Genomic DNA, 15,955 nt, shown 5'->3' with positions numbered 1-15,955 from the left:
TAAATCAATAGATACTCACGGTATTAAAAAAGAAAAACAACGTCCTTAAAACGAAATCTGAGCATTCGTTTTTTTGTGAGCAACCGAAAAAAATGAAAAAAAAAGACACAATATGAAATTGTGTCCTAGTCTTCATCTTTTACATCAATGTCTTCAGGAAGCGGCTCATTTAAAAACTCTTGAATCATTTCCTTATATTTTTCCAGCTGTTCGAGATGGGTTTGAAATTGTTCCTTGTTGATTAAATATTGCTGTCCGTCATGTACGGCCCTTATTTTATTCGTCAAAACAAGATTGTGCACATATTCTTCAGGAAGACTGGTAAACTCAGCTGTCTCTTTGATCGTTAAATACATGGCTCACGTTCCTTTCATATGTCATGGAGTGAATTCTGTTTTGTTTATTGTAGCTTATTTTTTGTCTTTATGCTTGTTTCACAGCTTTTTCTGTCCGGTTTCCCATTTAGCCTATTTGCGACTGATTACATTCACACAGAAACTCCGGCTTTTTGCGCACCGGACTATTCCGTTTGTCACTTGTGAAAACAGCACATTTTACTTACTCTATAATTGTAAGCGGAAAACAAAGGAGGCAGACTATGAAAAAGAAAAAGTTTATGAATCTCTGTTTTATCGTTCTGCTCAGTACTTTGCTCGCGGCCGGAAGCATCCCTTATCACGCTCAGGCTAAGAAACACCCGTTTTCCTATGACGACTACAAACAGGTAGATGTCGGCAAAGACGGCATGGTTGCCACCGCCCATCCTCTCGCTTCACAAATCGGTGCCGACGTGCTGAAAAAAGGCGGCAATGCAGTTGACGCCGCGGTCGCCATTCAATTCGCATTAAACGTAACTGAACCTATGATGTCGGGAATCGGCGGCGGCGGATTTATGATGGTTTATGATGCGAAGACGAAAGACACCACCATTATCGACAGCCGGGAACGCGCACCGGCAGGCGCAACACCGGATATGTTCCTTGACGAGAACGGCAAAGCCATCCCTTTCTCCGAACGCGTTACTAAAGGGACTGCAGTCGGTGTTCCGGGAACATTAAAAGGACTTGAAAAAGCGCTCGACAAATGGGGCACACGCTCCATGAAACAACTCATCACCCCTTCCATTAAACTTGCCTCAAAAGGCTTTCCGATCGATTCGGTTTTAGCTGATGCCATCTCAGATTATAAAGACAAATTATCACACACCGCTGCAAAAGACGTGTTTCTTCCGGACGGAGAACCTCTGAAAGAAGGAGACACACTCATCCAAAAAGACTTAGCCAAAACATTTACAGCTATTAAGTACAAAGGCACAAAAGCATTCTATGACGGTGCATTCTCCAAAAAGCTTGCGGAAACAGTGCAGGAATTCGGCGGCTCAATGACAGAAAAAGATATTAAAAACTTCAATGTGACGATTGACGAACCGATCTGGGGAGATTACCAGGGCTATCATATCGCAACTGCTCCTCCTCCAAGCTCGGGCGGTGTTTTCCTGTTGCAAATGCTGAACCTCCTGGATGATTTTAAACTTTCTCAATATGATATCCGTTCTTGGCAAAAATATCAGCTTCTCGCAGAAACGATGCATTTGGCTTATGCTGACCGCGCCGCATTTGCCGGGGATCCAGAATTCGTCAACGTCCCTCTCAAAGGCCTCTTGAATCCAGATTATATCAATGCCCGCAGACAGCTGATAGATATTGATAAAGTCAATAAAAAACCGAAAGCCGGCGACCCTTGGGCCTATCAGGAAGGTTCTGCAAACTATAAACAAGTGAAGCAGCCGACTGACAAACAAGAAGGCCAAACGACTCACTTCACGGTAACTGACCGCTTCGGCAATGTCGTATCTTATACGACAACGATTGAACAGCTGTTCGGTTCCGGCATTATGGTTCCCGGATACGGCGTTGTGTTGAATAATGAGTTAACAGACTTCGATGCGGTACCTGGCGGCGCAAATGAAGTGCAGCCGAATAAACGTCCGCTCAGCAGCATGACTCCGACTATTTTATTCAAAAATAACGAACCTGTCCTGACTGTCGGCTCTCCCGGCGGAGCAACGATTATTTCTTCCGTCCTGCAAACGATCCTGAACAAAGTTGAGTACGGCATGGATCTGAAAGCGGCGGTCGAAGAGCCGAGAATTTACACAAACAGCATGACATCCTATCGATATGAAAAAGGAGTGCCGGAAGAAGCCCGCACAAAACTGAACGAAATGGGGCATAAATTCGGCAGCAGCCCGGTTGATATCGGTAATGTGCAAAGCATCCTGATCGACCGTGAAAACGGCACCTTCACCGGAGTTGCCGACTCAAGCCGAAACGGAGCCGCAATCGGCGTAAACTTGAAACAATATAAAAAATAACTAGACAAAAAGCCTCGTTTCTCAAGCTGAGAAATGAGGCTTTTGTTTATTCTGCACTGTATTCAGATGAGGGTTTTTCAGATGTTAACGAGGCAAGTGAAAGCACGCTGCACATCGCGATGACAACACCCGCTGATCCGATCCATGTCACTGACGCAAGAGACAGATGAGTGACAACAAGGCCCCCGATGCCCGCCCCGGCCGCCATAGCCAGCTGCATCACGGACTGGTTGAGGCCAAGTAATACACCCGATGATTCAGGCTCCATCGTTGCCAAATGATACTGCTGAGCAGGTCCTGATGACCAGGCGGCGAAGGACCAAAAAATAAGCACTGCCGCCGCTCCGAAAGCAGAATGTGTGACAAACGGCAATAACATGAGCATGATAGCATGAAGCGCCATTCCGCCGGTTAATGTCATACGCGCCCCCCATTTGTCTGCGCTGAAACCGCCTGCTTTAGAACCGGCAAGACTTGCAACACCGAAAATAAGCAGCAATGTACTCAGTATTCCGCTGCCGATATGAGTGACGTTCAGTAAATACGGAGAAAGGTACGTATACGCAACCGAATAGCCTCCGAGCCAAAAAAACGTAATGGCAAGCCCGACAGCCACCTTTCGTTTCTTCAAAAGAGAAAATTGCTGAATGAGCGGCACCGGTTTATCTCCTTTTATCTCAGACAACGCGAAACGTATAATAAGCATAGCAATGATTCCGATTGCCGCAATTCCGGCGAAAACCACCTTCCAGCCGAAAGCTTCAGACACGGTTCTTCCGATCGGAACACCGATAATGAGCGCCGCCGTAAACCCCATAATGACGGTTGCGAGAGAACTTGCCTGTTTTCCCGGGGGAGCGATTTTTGCTGCGATCGTAAGCGCGGTGACCACCACAGTTCCTGCTCCAAGCGCCATGATCACCCGGGCTGCCGCAAATAAGCCGTATCCCTGTACGAGAAATGAAATGATATTTCCGATTACAAACAATCCAAGAGCATAGATCATGAGCTTCCTTCTGTCCAGTTTTGCTGTAAGGGCCATCATGACAGGCGTTCCGATTGCATAAACAAGTGAAAAAATCGTAATCAGCTGCCCTGCTGCTGCCACAGTAACTCCCAAGGAACCTGCAATTTTATCAAGCATCCCGGATATCACATATTCAGACGTCCCCACTAAAAAGCTGATAATTGCCAAAATGTAAATCTTCCAGGTATTTTGCACCTGACACACTCCTTCATTGATGATTTATATAAAGATATATTGTGATATATCGATATAAAGAATTGAACAAACAGAAACAAATCGCAATATGTCGATGTGTAGTCGGAAAAAGAAACTGAATCCCTCTTCTAAAGGATTCAGCCCTACATTTCGCGCTGAAAATAATCGGCCATCGCCTTTATCGCATCTTCATCTCTTTTATAATAGGTGTATTTGCCAATCCGTTTTGTTTGGATAAGGCCTGCCCGCTGAAGAATGGAAAGATATTGAGACGCCGTTGACTGTGTCATCTGAAGCTTATCGGTGATCTGGCTGACACATACTCCGATCTCATTCATATCAATGCCATCATGCGGTGCGAAGTGACGGTCCGGCTCTTTCAGCCATTGTAAAATCTCAAGCCGTGACTCATTAGACAACGCTTTAAAAACATCAATAGGTTTCATACGCTTTATTATATCGTGATTTTACGATATGTCAATGTTATTTTTCTTGAATCTCTATTTTTTATTTTGTCTCTCTTATGATCCGGGAAATAAAATCACTCACATTCTCTTCAAATGTGTTTTCCCGCCCGTATTGCCTTACATGTACAGAATGATGGCGGCACTCTCGATCTCCCACAACCGCAATATACGGTATTTTTTTCATTTGTGCTTCTCTGATTTTATAGCCAAGTTTTTCATCACGCTGATCGAGCTCAGCCCGGATACCCGCTTTCTTTTTGAGAAAACCGGAACGAAAAAAATTGGCGTACACAGCTGTTCTGTTTTCTCATTTTCCGTTCGATAATGTTTTTAATCCATTCAGCAGTTCTTCAAACGCCGATGTCAAAAATAAATCACTCCGGTAGATGAATGATATATTCATATTCCGAAAATGTTCAGGAAGCTCATGAAGAAAAAGATTTTTCCTGTTTTGAAAATAACGGACGGCTGATGCAGGCAGAAAGGAGACCCCCATCCCCGCCTGCACCGCCCCAATAATGGCTTCCAACGTACCGAATTCAATGATTTTATGTGCGGGCACTGCCTCTTCTTTCAGTATGTTTTTTATTTTGCGGCGGTGCGAACAGCCCGCGGCAAAATACAGAATCGGCTCTCGCAGCAAGTCTTGCAAACTGCCTTCCCGCTTATTTGAAACCAAGACCAATTCTTCTTGAAATACAGCGTCTTGCTCAAGATCTTCATATTCGACCGGTCCGTAAACAAAAGCGCCGTCCAGCTCATAGTGTAGAACGCGCTGCACTAAGGTATGTGTATCACCGGTTGACAGCGACAGCTGTACTTTCGGATAGCGGCTGCAATACTCCGTGAAAAATTGAGGGAGATGGACGGCTGCCGCCGTTTCAAGAGAACCGATTCGAAGCGGGCCGTTCGGATCGCCTGCCTCTTGCGCCGTTTTTTGCGCCTCATGCAGCAATTGAAGGATTCTGTCTGCGTCTTTTAATAAGTTTTCACCTGCTGGCGTCAGCGTCATTCCCCGATTTGTGCGGTAAAAAAGCTGTGTTTGCAATTGCCGTTCCAGCTGCTGAATCCGGTTTGTCACATTTGATTGAACATAATGCAGGCTTTCTGCCGCCTTTGAAATACTTCCTTTGCGGGCGACAGCCTGAAAAATCTTTAAGTCTCCGCTTTCCATGTAAGGGCACCTTCTTGCTATGATTTTTATTGATAGCCGGCTATCAATTTTCATTTATTTACTGCAGCTGATACAGCCTGTAAAATTTTTCTCATCAATCATAAAGGAGAGAAGAATGATGAATGCCCTTATCATACACGAAAATGGCTTTGATTTCAGGCAGGCACCTGACAAAAGGCCGGGGAACGGCGAAGTAAAAATAAAGCTGAAAACAGCCGGATTAAACCATCGTGATTTGTTTTTAATAAAAAAACACGAAACCGGAAACCATGAATTTATTCTCGGTTCAGACGGCGCGGGAATCGTAACCGAAATAGGACACGGCGTCCGGTCTCATTTACTGAATGCAGAAGTCATCATCAACCCGGTGCTGAATTGGAAGACTGTTGAGGACGTACCAGCCGTCCCTGATATTTTAGGCGGTCCGAGCGACGGAACATTTTCACCTTATGTCATCGTTCCTGCGGAAAATGCCGTTTTAAAACCCGAACACCTGACTTGGGAGGAAGCGGGCGTCCTGCCGTTATCAGCATTAACCGCTTATCGCGCCTTATTTACAAAAGGACAATTAAAAAAAGGCGAACACCTTATCCTTCCGGGCATCGGAAGCGGCGTGGCAACATACGCCTTATTCATGGCAAAAGCTATCGGAGCGACAGTCAGCGTCACCTCCCGCAGTGAAAACAAAAAACAAACCGCACTGTCATACGGTGCAGACCGGGCGATTGACAGCTACGGTGACTGGAATGAGGCGCTGAATGGCGAAAAAGCAGATATCATACTTGACGGTGTAGGCCCCGCCTTATTTCAACACTATCTTGACATTATTAAACCGAATGGCCGGATCGTAACATTCGGCGCCAGTTCAGGCGATCAGCTCGGATTTCCCATTCGCTCGCTGTTTTTTCCGCAGATTCATATTCTCGGTACATCAATGGGAAGCAATGAGGAATTCGCGGATATGCTGGAATTGATAAACCGCTGCGGCATCCGTCCCATTATCGATCGCATGTACCCTCTCGGTGAAGCAGCTGCCGCTTTTAACAGGATGCGGGAAGGACGGCAGTTCGGCAATATCGGCTTTCGTATAGATGTCTAAAAAAAGGAGCGGACCCGTCCGTTCCCTTATTTGTTTATAAGCGTTTCTGCTTGAAATTCAAAATGTTGTTCTTCATCGATTAAAATCTGCCCGCAAATCGACTGGAGACACACAGAGCCCGTCACGTTTTTTAATAATAAACGGCGGCGATGACTTCCGCCGTCAGCAGCACCGCGATCGACTGCGCAAGGCTTGCAAATCGTATCAGTCTGCGGAAGAAAACAATCTCTCCGCTCTGTAAAACAAAATTCCATATTTATCTTCCAGTTCCACATTACCCTTATATGACCAATACAAGAAGAAGGAGGTTCCATTTCAATACGAAAAACCGGCTGATCCCAGCCGGTTTTATAAATAAACCCCTTTATTTACGGTAAAACAGTGCTCCCCATTAAATAACTGTCGACTTCGCGCGCTGCTTCCCGGCCTTCATTAATCGCCCATACAATCAGGCTTTGGCCCCTTCTCGCATCCCCTGCGGCGAAAACACCGTCAACATTCGTTTTATAATCCCCATATGCCGCCTGAATTTTATGATTTGCCGAATCGACACCGAACTGTTTCAATAATGGCTGTTCTGTTCCTTCAAAACCGATGGCGATGAACACCAGCTGAGCAGGCCAGACTTTTTCTGTACCGGGCAGTTCATGAAATTCATACTTTCCGAATTCGTTTCTGACTTTTTCCATTTGGATGGTGTGGATCTCTTGTAAGCGGCCCTGCTTATCGGCCACCATTTTTGTCGTCTGAATTGAATATTCTCTCGGGTCTTTGCCGAACTTTGCCTGCGCTTCTTCATAGGCGTATTCAAGGGTAAAGACGTGCGGCTGTTCAGGCCACATATTGTCGTTCGTGCGCGTCTGAGGAAGTTTAGGATGTTTCCCGAACTGGTGCACGCTGCGCGCTTTTTGACGCAGCGCGGTTGCCACGCAGTCAGCTCCTGTGTCTCCTCCGCCGATCACGATGACATCTTTCCCTTTAGCGTCTATAAATTGTTTGTCTTTGAAGTTGGAATCTAAATAGCTTTTCGTCGCCAGTGTTAAATAGTCCATCGCATAATGGACGCCTTTTGCTTCCCGGCCTTCAATCAGCAGATTGCGCTGCTTTTGGGCGCCTGTGCACAAAATGACGGCATCAAATTGTTCTTTCAGCTCATCTGCCGTTATGTCGACGCCGATTTCGGTATTTGTCACAAAATCTATACCTTCCTGCGTCAAAAGCTTAATACGGCGTTCGACGACATTTTTCTCAAGCTTCATGCTCGGAATGCCGTACATCAGCAGGCCGCCGGCTCTGTCGGCACGCTCATAGACCGTTACGGAATGACCGGCTTGATTCAGCTGATCAGCGCTTGCCAGACCTGCCGGGCCTGAACCGACGACAGCGACTTTTTTACCTGTTCGTTTCGCTGGAATTCTCGGCTGAATCCATCCATTTTCAAAACCTTTGTCAATGATCGTCCGCTCGATGTTTTTAATTGAAACAGCCGGATCTGAAATGGCCAGCGTACAAGATCCTTCGCAAGGAGCGGGACAGACCCGCCCTGTGAATTCAGGAAAGTTATTCGTTTTCAGAAGGCGCTCCAAGGCTTCTTTCCAGCGCCCCCGATAGACGAGGTCATTCCACTCCGGTATCAGATTATAAATCGGGCAGCCGGAGGTAAAACCGTTGATATCAGCGCCGATTTGGCAAAACGGTGTGCCGCAATCCATACACCGCGCCCCCTGCCGCTTTGACGCTTCATCTGAAAATGGAGCCGAATACTCTTTCCAATCCTTTAAGCGAGTGAGAGGGTCCCGCTCAGCCGGTTTTTCTCGTTTTTCTTCCATGAATCCAGTTGGTTTCCCCATGTTCCTCTCCCCTTTCTTACTGTACTACCGCTTGTTTATGGTCTTTGGCAGGCGTTTGCTGAACCTTTGTATTGGCTTCAAAAGCATACATAATTGCGTCTTCTTCTGATAAACCCGCCGCTTTTTGTTCTTCGATGCTGAGGAGCATTTGTTTATAGTTTTTCGGAATGACTTTGATAAAGGTTTCTGCGGCTTTTTCCCAATTGTCCAGGAGATCAGCGGCTTTTTTGCTGTTTGTCAGCGCCGCATGCCGTTTGACCATTTCTTGCACTTCTTTGATCTCCGCCTCATCCGTCAGCTTTTCAAATGAAATCATTTCCATGTTGCATTTGCGTTTAAATGCTTTGGCATCTTCACTCAGGACGTATGCGATACCGCCTGACATTCCCGCCCCGAAGTTTTTGCCGACTTCGCCGAGGACGACAACCCGGCCGCCTGTCATGTATTCACAGCCGTGGTCTCCGATACCTTCTACAACGACATTGACTCCGCTGTTACGGACTGCAAAACGTTCACCGGCGCGCCCGTTAATGTACGCTTCCCCGCTTGTTGCTCCGTAAAATGCGACGTTCCCGATAATAACGTTATCGTGTGTTTCACAATTGAAGGCATCAGGCGCTTTCACGATGATTTTTCCGCCTGAAAGCCCTTTGCCTACGTAGTCATTTGAATCCCCGTTCAAATGAAGCGTCATCCCTTTAGGGACAAATGCTCCGAAACTCTGTCCGGCTGATCCGGTAAAATGAAGTCTGATCGTATCATCCGGCAGGCCTTCCGCTCCGTAGCGTTTAGAAATTTCACTTCCCGTCACGGTTCCGGCTACGCGATTTGTATTATTGATCTTGATTTCAGCTTCCGCTTCCTGACCGGCTTCAATTGCAGCCTGCACCGCCGGAAGAATAACCGTCATATCAAGCGACTCGTCGATTTTATGGTTTTGCGCCGTACGGAAAGTGCGTATGCCTTCAGGCTGGTACAGCAGTGTGGATAAATCAAGCTGTCCCGCTTTCCAATGCGCTTTCGCACGTTCACTGACATGAAGAACGTCTGTCCGTCCGATCATTTCATCAAGCGTCTTAAAGCCTAACTGCGCCATATATTCACGCACTTCTTCTGCGACAAACAGCATGTAATTTACGATATGGTCAGGATCGCCCATGAATTTTTTGCGGAGCTCCGGATTTTGCGTCGCGACACCTACAGGACATGTATCTAAATGGCAGGCGCGCATCATGACGCAGCCGAGAACGACAAGCGGCGCTGTAGCAAAGCCGAATTCCTCCGCACCGAGCAAGGCGGCCATCACGACATCTCGGCCTGTCATCAGCTTACCGTCCGTTTCCAATACTACGCGATCCCGTAAGCCGTTCAGCATCAGCGTTTGGTGAGCTTCTGCAAGACCAAGCTCCCACGGAAGACCCGTATGTTTAATACTCGTTTTCGGCGATGCGCCCGTTCCGCCATCGTAGCCGCTGATGACGATGACATCCGCAGTGCCTTTTGCCACACCGGCCGCAATCGTGCCGACACCGGCTTTTGACACGAGCTTGACGCTGATTCGCGCGCTTCGATTTGCATTTTTTAAATCATGGATCAGCTGCGCCAAATCTTCAATTGAATAAATATCATGGTGAGGAGGCGGTGAGATCAGCCCTACACCTGGTGTAGAACCGCGGACATCCGCGACCCAAGGATATACTTTGTTCCCCGGAAGCTGACCGCCTTCTCCCGGCTTCGCCCCTTGCGCCATTTTGATCTGCAATTCATCCGCATTGACGAGATAATGGCTCTTTACGCCGAAACGGCCGGAAGCGATCTGTTTAATCGCACTTCTTCTGTCGTCGCCATTTTCATCCGGAACGAAACGTTTCGGATCCTCGCCGCCTTCTCCGCTGTTGCTTTTTCCGCCAAGCCTGTTCATCGCTATCGCTAAAGCCTCATGGGCTTCCTTGCTTAATGAACCGAACGACATCGCTCCTGTTTTAAAACGTTTCACGATGGACGCAGCTGATTCAACTTCCTCTAATTTTAAAGGCTTGCGGTCTTCTTTGAAGGCGAACAGATTGCGTAAAAATCCGATTCGTTCTTCATCCGCTGCTTGAGAATACTGCTTAAACAGGCTGTAATCATTTTTTCGGCAGGCCCATTGCAGCGTATGGATGGTTTTCGGGTTGAAAGCGTGGTGCTCTCCCCCGTTCCGCCATTGGAATTCACTTCCCGGATCAAGAGTTTGGCTGTAATCATCCTTGTACGCCGCTTGGTGGCGCTGTTTCGCTTCTTGCGCAATCGTCTCAATATCGATTCCGCCAAGCTGAGATGCAGTACCGGTAAAGTATTTGGCGATAACGTCTTCACCGATGCCGACCGCTTCAAAAATTTGGGCGCCCCTGTAACTTTGCACAGTTGAAATCCCCATTTTTGACATCACTTTCACGACGCCTTCTGTTACGCTCTTTCCGTATTTGCTGACAGCTTCTTCATACGGAATATCAAGCCGGCCTTCATCGATTTCCTGCTTATACGTAGCATAAGTCAAATACGGATTGACAGCATCGGCACCATACCCGATGAGAGCCGCAAAGTGATGAACTTCACGCGCTTCCCCGGATTCAACGATAATGCTTGCTTTTGTTCGCAGGCCTTGACGGATCAAATGCTGATGCAGCGCACTGACGGCCAAAAGCGGCGGAATCGGCGTCAATTCCCTACTCATTGCCCTGTCAGATAAAATTAACAGAGATACGCCTTCCTTGATCGCTTTTTCCGCTTGCTGAAACAAATCCTTCAGGCCTTTTTCCAGGTCATCGGAAAACAGCGTGCGGATGTTCTGGCTCTTAATGTCAGGGTGCACAAGTGTTTTCAGCGCATAAAACTGTTCGTTTGATAATACAGGAGTATACAATTTTATGCGGCGTGCATTTCTTTCACTCGGATGCAGCAGATCGCCTTCAGCTCCAAGCCATGTCACCGTAGAGGTCACAAGCTGCTCGCGGATCGCGTCAATCGGCGGGTTTGTGACTTGCGCAAACAGCTGTTTAAAGTAATGAAACAGTGATTGGGCGCGATCGGATAAAACGGCGAGCGGCGAATCATTTCCCATAGAGCCGAGCGGGTCCTTGCCTTCTTTAATAACAGGAATTAAATACTTCTGAATATCTTCATACGTATATCCGAACGCTTTTTGACGGACGAGAAGATCATCGAATTGTTCCTCTTCCCGGATTTCCGGGTCAGGATTCACTTGAACCAATTCTTCTTCAAGCCATTTTTGATACGGGAATTCATTGGCGATTTCTGTTTTTACTTCTTCATCTGAAATAATCCGGCCTTCCTCTAAGTCAATGAGCAGCATTTTTCCGGGCTCCAGACGTTTTTTATGAAGAATGTTCTCCTGCTCCACTTCAATAACGCCGACCTCAGATGAGAAAATAATATGGTCATCTTTTGTCACATAGTAACGTGCCGGACGCAGGCCGTTACGGTCAAGGATGGCGCCGATCTGTTTTCCGTCCGTAAACGAAATGGCGGTCGGCCCGTCCCACGGCTCCATTAAAGAGCTGTGATATTCATAAAAAGCCCGTTTCGCTTTAGACATGTGAGTGTTTTCCGTCCATGGTTCCGGAATCAGCATCATTGCCGTATGTGCCGGTTTCCGCCCCGCCATCACGAAAAATTCAAACGCATTATCAAGAATGGATGAGTCACTGCCCTCAGCATTTAAAATCGGCAGCACTTTGTGAAGATCGTCTCCGAAGCTTTCTGAAACGAACTGCCGCTCCCTCGCTCTCATCCAATTGATGTTGCCCCGAAGCGTATTGATTTCTCCGTTATGAATCAGATAGCGGTTCGGATGGGCACGTTCCCAAGTAGGAAAGGTATTTGTGCTGAATCTTGAATGCACGAGTGAAAATGCAGATACGAAGGTTTCATCCTGCAAATCCAAATAAAAAGCGTCAACCTGCTCAGGCGTTAACAACCCTTTATAAACAATAGTCTGGCTTGACAAGCTTGCGAAGTAAAAATCAAGCTGTTCTTGAACGCCCCAATTTTCCGCCTGCTTCCGGATGACATACAGTTTGCGTTCAAAAGCAAGGCTGTCTTTCAAATCGTTTGCGGCTCCGATAAATACTTGACGCACATACGGGCAAGTGCTTTGTGCCACTGTTCCGATTTTTCCGACATTTACAGGGACGGTTCTCCAGCCGAGAACAATCTGTCCTTCCTGCTCAATGAATGCATTCACCTGTTTTTCGATCTTTTTTCTTTCCTCTTCATTTTGCGAGAAAAAGACCATTCCTACCCCGTAACGGCCTTTTTCCGGCAGCTTCATTTCTCCGCACTCTTTCTTAAAAAAAGCATCAGGGATCTGAACCATCAGGCCGGCGCCGTCACCCGTATTCGGATCACTGCCCTGTCCTCCTCTGTGATCCAGCTGGCAAAGCATCTTCAGTCCTTTTTTGACAATGTCATGTGAAGGTTTCCCTTTTAAATGGGCATACAAGCCGATTCCGCATGCATCGTGCTCAAATTCCGGACGGTAGAGACCTTGTGCTTTCGGCATTTGATTGTAAGTCATAATTCCTCTCCCCCGATCAGTTTCCGTTAATTATCGGTCATAAAATCTGACAACTTTAAATTAATTGTAAGTTTTCAAAACAATATAAACAATATATAATTTAGATCAAATACATCTCAAAATGAGATAGATGGGTGTGAACGCAATGGAATTACGCCAGCTTCGGTATTTTATGGAGGTAGCAGAACGGGAACATGTGTCAGAAGCGGCTGATCATCTGCATGTCGCACAATCCGCCATCAGCCGGCAGATTGCAAATCTTGAAGAAGAGCTGAAAGTCACTTTATTTGAACGGGAAGGCAGAAATATTAAATTAACGCCGATCGGCAAACAATTTTTAGAACATGTTAAAACGGCGATGAAAGCAATTGATTATGCGAAGGAACAAATTGATGAATATCTTGATCCGAATCGCGGAACCGTCAAAATAGGATTTCCGACGAGCCTTGCAAGCCAGCTTTTGCCGACTGTGATTTCGGCATTTAAAGAGGAATACCCGAACGTTGAGTTTTTGCTTCGCCAGGGTTCTTATAAGTTTTTAATCGAAGCGGTAAGAAACAGGGATATAGATGCTGCGCTGCTCGGCCCCGTTCCGACGGAATTCCCCGACATAACAGGCAATATCTTATTCACGGAAAAGATTTACGCGCTTGTTCCGCTGCATCATCCGCTTGCCAAACAGAAAAATATTCATTTAATTGATCTGCGCGGCGACCAATTCGTTTTATTTCCTGAAGGGTTTATTCTCCGAAACATGGCGATTGACGCTTGCAGACAGGCCGGCTTTGCGCCGCTTGTATCGACGGAAGGCGAGGATTTAGATGCCATTAAAGGATTAGTCTCCGCGGGGATGGGAGTTACTTTATTACCCGAAAGCACCTTTGCAGAAACCACACCCCGGTTCACGGTCAAAATTCCGATTGAATTTCCTCAAGTGAAGCGCACCGTAGGCATTATTAAACCAGAAGGAAGAGAACTGGCTCCGTCTGCAAATGATTTCTATCATTTTGTCATTCAATTTTTCTCCAAACTTGAACAATATCAATAAAAAACAAACCCGAGCTTCAAAACGAAGCCTCGGGCTTTTTCATATTTTTATAGATCTTTCTCAGCCGATCGGAATGGATAGTTCAACGTGGCAGACAAACGCTTCCGGATCAATGACTGATTGATCGGTCTGTTTGTGCGGCGTTTCTTTAAATGTCTTCAGCTGGGCTGAGGAATAGTTGACGATGCCGAGTCCGAGCTCTTCTCCCTGCTGATCAAGCAGCCTGACAACCGCTCCGCTGCTGAATCTGCCCTTAATCTGTTCGATATCCTGCGGTGACAGTGCCATATTTCCGTTCGCGACATCGTTGCTGCTTTTCTTTTCCATCACAATTTCGCCTTCGGGGCCGGAATTAAATGCAAGCCATTGTTCTTTGTGGTTTAACGGCAGGGTTCCTTCCGCTTCAAAATAAGTTCCTTCAGCCGCCTCATCTACCGCTTGAAGCAGAATGTCCGGGATGTTAGCCTGCCCGAGAAAGCCTTTAATACCGGAGGCCATCACAATTTTAAAAGCATCCAGTTTCGAACGCATTCCGCCGGTTCCCATTTCACTCCCGGCATCTCCCGCGCTTGCTTCTATTTCCGGAGTGATGTCGCTTACATGTCTGATTCTTTTCGCTTTCGGGTTGCTGCGCGGATTATCATCATATAAACCGTCAATGTCTGATAAAATTACAAGCATGTCGGCATCAATTAAACCTGCCACCTTCGCTGCGAGTGTATCGTTATCTCCGAATTTCAGCCGGTTGACTGTGACCGTGTCATTTTCATTAATAATCGGAATAATGCCTCGTTCCAAAAGGACGTTCATCGTATTGCGCACATTATGGTAGCGGTATTCATCGGAAAAGTCGCTTCTTGTAATTAATATTTGTGATGCGACATAACCGTGCGCTAAAAACAGCTTTGAATAAGCCTCCATTAATAATCCCTGCCCGATGGAAGCAGAAGCCTGTTTTTCAGGGAGGCCTTCCGGTTTCTGAATAAATCCGAGCTTCCGATAACCTGCCGCCACTGCGCCGGAAGATATTAAAATCACTTCATAGCCGCTGTCTTTCAGCTGTGCGATTTGATCCACCAATGCTTCCAGCTTTCTTCTGCTGATTTCCCCGTGCAGGCTCGTCAGTGAGCTGCTTCCGATTTTCACCGCGACTCTTTTGATCTTCGTCCGAGACGTCACTGTATCACTCCTGTTTTTTAACGATTATAGTGCTGCCGTTTTTTCAATTGTTTTGCTGATCTCAATAGAACGTTCGGTCGCATGTTTAATGGCTTTGGCAATGGCTTCTCCGCCGCCTTCTGACCTGAGCGCATCGAGGCCGGCTTCCGTCGTGCCGTTTGGAGAGGTGATGTTTTCCCGAAGCACATCCGGTTTTTCACCCGTTTCCATCAGCATTTTAGCAGCGCCCAATAACGTTTGCGCGCCGATTTTGCGGGACAGCCGTTTGTCTAAGCCGGCTTCTTCACCTGCTTTTTCAATAAACTCCATTAAATAATAGAAGTACGCCGGTCCGCTGCCTGCGATGCCGGTGAAAATGTCCATCTGATCTTCCTTGATCACGTACACTTCCCCGAGGCATTCCAAAAGGGATACCGCGGTTTTTGCTGAACCGTAAGAGACATGGTCTCCGAAAGCCGCAGCTGTTGCCGATTCGCCGATCATGCTGGATGTGTTCGGCATCACTCTTACAACTGGCTGACGGTCATGTAATGATTGTTGTATAAATGAGGTTGTTATGCCTGCCAGAACAGACAGGATGATTTGATGAGGTTGGATACGCCGTTTCAGCGTAGCAAGAGCGATTTCAGCATCCTTCGGTTTCATGGCTAAAATAAAGACATCAATGTCTTCGGTTTTCATGCTGTCAAAAGCAATGCCTTGAATTCCGTATTGATGTTCCAATTCAGCGAGTCGCTCTGTATTGCGGCGGTTTGTCACGCAGATGTTTTGGTTGGGAATTTTTTTTGCGCGGACCATGCCTGATATCATTCCTTCAGCCATTGATCCTGCTCCGATAAAAGCAACTTTCTTTTGATCTAAGATCGGTAACATCTCCCTTGTTCGTATTTTGTTCGTATTTTTCACACGTTTTTTATGTTACCACTTCAGGAGTCGATGTCAAGTTTGAAGGTTTTATTGATATGT

12 protein-coding genes and 1 pseudogene are annotated in these 15,955 nt (G+C 46.7%); 3 read left to right on the top strand and 10 right to left on the bottom strand.

The genetic code is table 11. The features are described 5' to 3' along the window. Window positions 1-125 precede the first annotated feature (125 nt). On the bottom strand, window positions 126-356 hold the full coding sequence (locus tag ACWJJ4_RS14720) for an excisionase family DNA-binding protein (RefSeq protein ID WP_003153848.1): 231 nt from the start codon (window positions 354-356) through the stop codon (window positions 126-128). A gap of 242 nt (window positions 357-598) precedes the next feature. On the opposite strand from ACWJJ4_RS14720, the gene ggt reads away from it, so the two are divergent. Further along, a complete protein-coding gene (gene ggt / locus ACWJJ4_RS14715; protein ID WP_077722426.1) occupies window positions 599-2,374 on the top strand; it encodes a gamma-glutamyltransferase in 1,776 nt (591 codons plus the stop codon). A gap of 46 nt (window positions 2,375-2,420) precedes the next feature. On the opposite strand, the gene ACWJJ4_RS14710 is transcribed toward ggt, so the two are convergent. From ACWJJ4_RS14710 to ACWJJ4_RS14695, 4 genes and pseudogenes are all read right to left on the bottom strand, one after another. Then, window positions 2,421-3,596 (bottom strand): MFS transporter, encoded by a 1,176-nt coding sequence (locus ACWJJ4_RS14710; protein ID WP_326360866.1) that lies wholly within the window; start codon window positions 3,594-3,596, stop codon window positions 2,421-2,423. A 143-nt stretch (window positions 3,597-3,739) separates the two neighbouring features. Beyond that, window positions 3,740-4,042: an ArsR/SmtB family transcription factor gene (locus ACWJJ4_RS14705; protein WP_003153841.1), complete on the bottom strand. Its 303-nt coding sequence runs from the start codon at window positions 4,040-4,042 to the stop codon at window positions 3,740-3,742. Between the two features lie 61 nt (window positions 4,043-4,103). Further along, window positions 4,104-4,319 (bottom strand): annotated as a pseudogene (locus ACWJJ4_RS14700) (His/Gly/Thr/Pro-type tRNA ligase C-terminal domain-containing protein); the annotation flags it as partial. A gap of 51 nt (window positions 4,320-4,370) precedes the next feature. After that, window positions 4,371-5,237, bottom strand: a complete 867-nt coding sequence (locus ACWJJ4_RS14695) for a LysR family transcriptional regulator (protein WP_070081951.1) — start codon at window positions 5,235-5,237, stop codon at window positions 4,371-4,373. A 118-nt stretch (window positions 5,238-5,355) separates the two neighbouring features. On the opposite strand from ACWJJ4_RS14695, the gene ACWJJ4_RS14690 reads away from it, so the two are divergent. Then, window positions 5,356-6,336: a zinc-binding dehydrogenase gene (locus ACWJJ4_RS14690; protein ID WP_326362556.1), complete on the top strand. Its 981-nt coding sequence runs from the start codon at window positions 5,356-5,358 to the stop codon at window positions 6,334-6,336. 26 nt (window positions 6,337-6,362) lie between these two features. On the opposite strand, the gene ACWJJ4_RS14685 is transcribed toward ACWJJ4_RS14690, so the two are convergent. From ACWJJ4_RS14685 to gltB, 3 genes are all read right to left on the bottom strand, one after another. Next, a complete protein-coding gene (locus tag ACWJJ4_RS14685) occupies window positions 6,363-6,590 on the bottom strand; it encodes a hypothetical protein (RefSeq protein WP_146284503.1) in 228 nt (75 codons plus the stop codon). A gap of 114 nt (window positions 6,591-6,704) precedes the next feature. Next, the gene (gltD, locus tag ACWJJ4_RS14680; RefSeq protein ID WP_003153838.1) at window positions 6,705-8,186 is read right to left on the bottom strand and encodes a glutamate synthase small subunit; all 1,482 of its coding nucleotides are present in this window, start codon (window positions 8,184-8,186) and stop codon (window positions 6,705-6,707) included. Between the two features lie 16 nt (window positions 8,187-8,202). Then, the gene (gene gltB / locus ACWJJ4_RS14675) at window positions 8,203-12,762 is read right to left on the bottom strand and encodes a glutamate synthase large subunit (RefSeq protein WP_454021755.1); all 4,560 of its coding nucleotides are present in this window, start codon (window positions 12,760-12,762) and stop codon (window positions 8,203-8,205) included. 145 nt (window positions 12,763-12,907) lie between these two features. On the opposite strand from gltB, the gene ACWJJ4_RS14670 reads away from it, so the two are divergent. Further along, a complete protein-coding gene (locus ACWJJ4_RS14670; RefSeq protein WP_025852255.1) occupies window positions 12,908-13,810 on the top strand; it encodes a LysR family transcriptional regulator in 903 nt (300 codons plus the stop codon). A gap of 60 nt (window positions 13,811-13,870) precedes the next feature. Here the strand turns inward: ACWJJ4_RS14670 and proB are convergent, their stop codons facing one another. After that, window positions 13,871-14,989, bottom strand: coding sequence for a glutamate 5-kinase (gene proB, locus ACWJJ4_RS14665; RefSeq protein WP_176283360.1), 1,119 nt, complete (start codon window positions 14,987-14,989; stop codon window positions 13,871-13,873). 24 nt (window positions 14,990-15,013) lie between these two features. Continuing rightward, entirely contained in the window at window positions 15,014-15,862 is an 849-nt protein-coding gene (proC, locus tag ACWJJ4_RS14660; RefSeq protein WP_014418088.1) for a pyrroline-5-carboxylate reductase, read from the bottom strand. Between the last annotated feature and the right edge of the window lie 93 nt (window positions 15,863-15,955).

The organism is Bacillus sp. JK62 (genome assembly GCF_053663455.1).
The sequence above is the reverse complement of the archived record's forward strand: the minus strand, read 5'-3'. Positions and strand labels throughout refer to the sequence as shown.

Bases quoted from the DNA above. Each gene is read 5' to 3' on its own strand.
- ACWJJ4_RS14720 (WP_003153848.1), bottom strand. From the start codon at position 356: ATGTATTTAACGATCAAAGAGACAGCTGAGTTTACCAGTCTTCCTGAA.
- ggt (WP_077722426.1), top strand. From the start codon at position 599: ATGAAAAAGAAAAAGTTTATGAATCTCTGTTTTATCGTTCTGCTCAGT.
- ACWJJ4_RS14705 (WP_003153841.1), bottom strand. From the start codon at position 4,042: ATGAAACCTATTGATGTTTTTAAAGCGTTGTCTAATGAGTCACGGCTT.
- ACWJJ4_RS14695 (WP_070081951.1), bottom strand. From the start codon at position 5,237: ATGGAAAGCGGAGACTTAAAGATTTTTCAGGCTGTCGCCCGCAAAGGA.
- ACWJJ4_RS14690 (WP_326362556.1), top strand. From the start codon at position 5,356: ATGAATGCCCTTATCATACACGAAAATGGCTTTGATTTCAGGCAGGCA.
- ACWJJ4_RS14685 (WP_146284503.1), bottom strand. From the start codon at position 6,590: ATGGAATTTTGTTTTACAGAGCGGAGAGATTGTTTTCTTCCGCAGACT.
- gltD (WP_003153838.1), bottom strand. From the start codon at position 8,186: ATGGGGAAACCAACTGGATTCATGGAAGAAAAACGAGAAAAACCGGCT.
- gltB (WP_454021755.1), bottom strand. From the start codon at position 12,762: ATGACTTACAATCAAATGCCGAAAGCACAAGGTCTCTACCGTCCGGAA.
- ACWJJ4_RS14670 (WP_025852255.1), top strand. From the start codon at position 12,908: ATGGAATTACGCCAGCTTCGGTATTTTATGGAGGTAGCAGAACGGGAA.
- proC (WP_014418088.1), bottom strand. From the start codon at position 15,862: ATGTTACCGATCTTAGATCAAAAGAAAGTTGCTTTTATCGGAGCAGGA.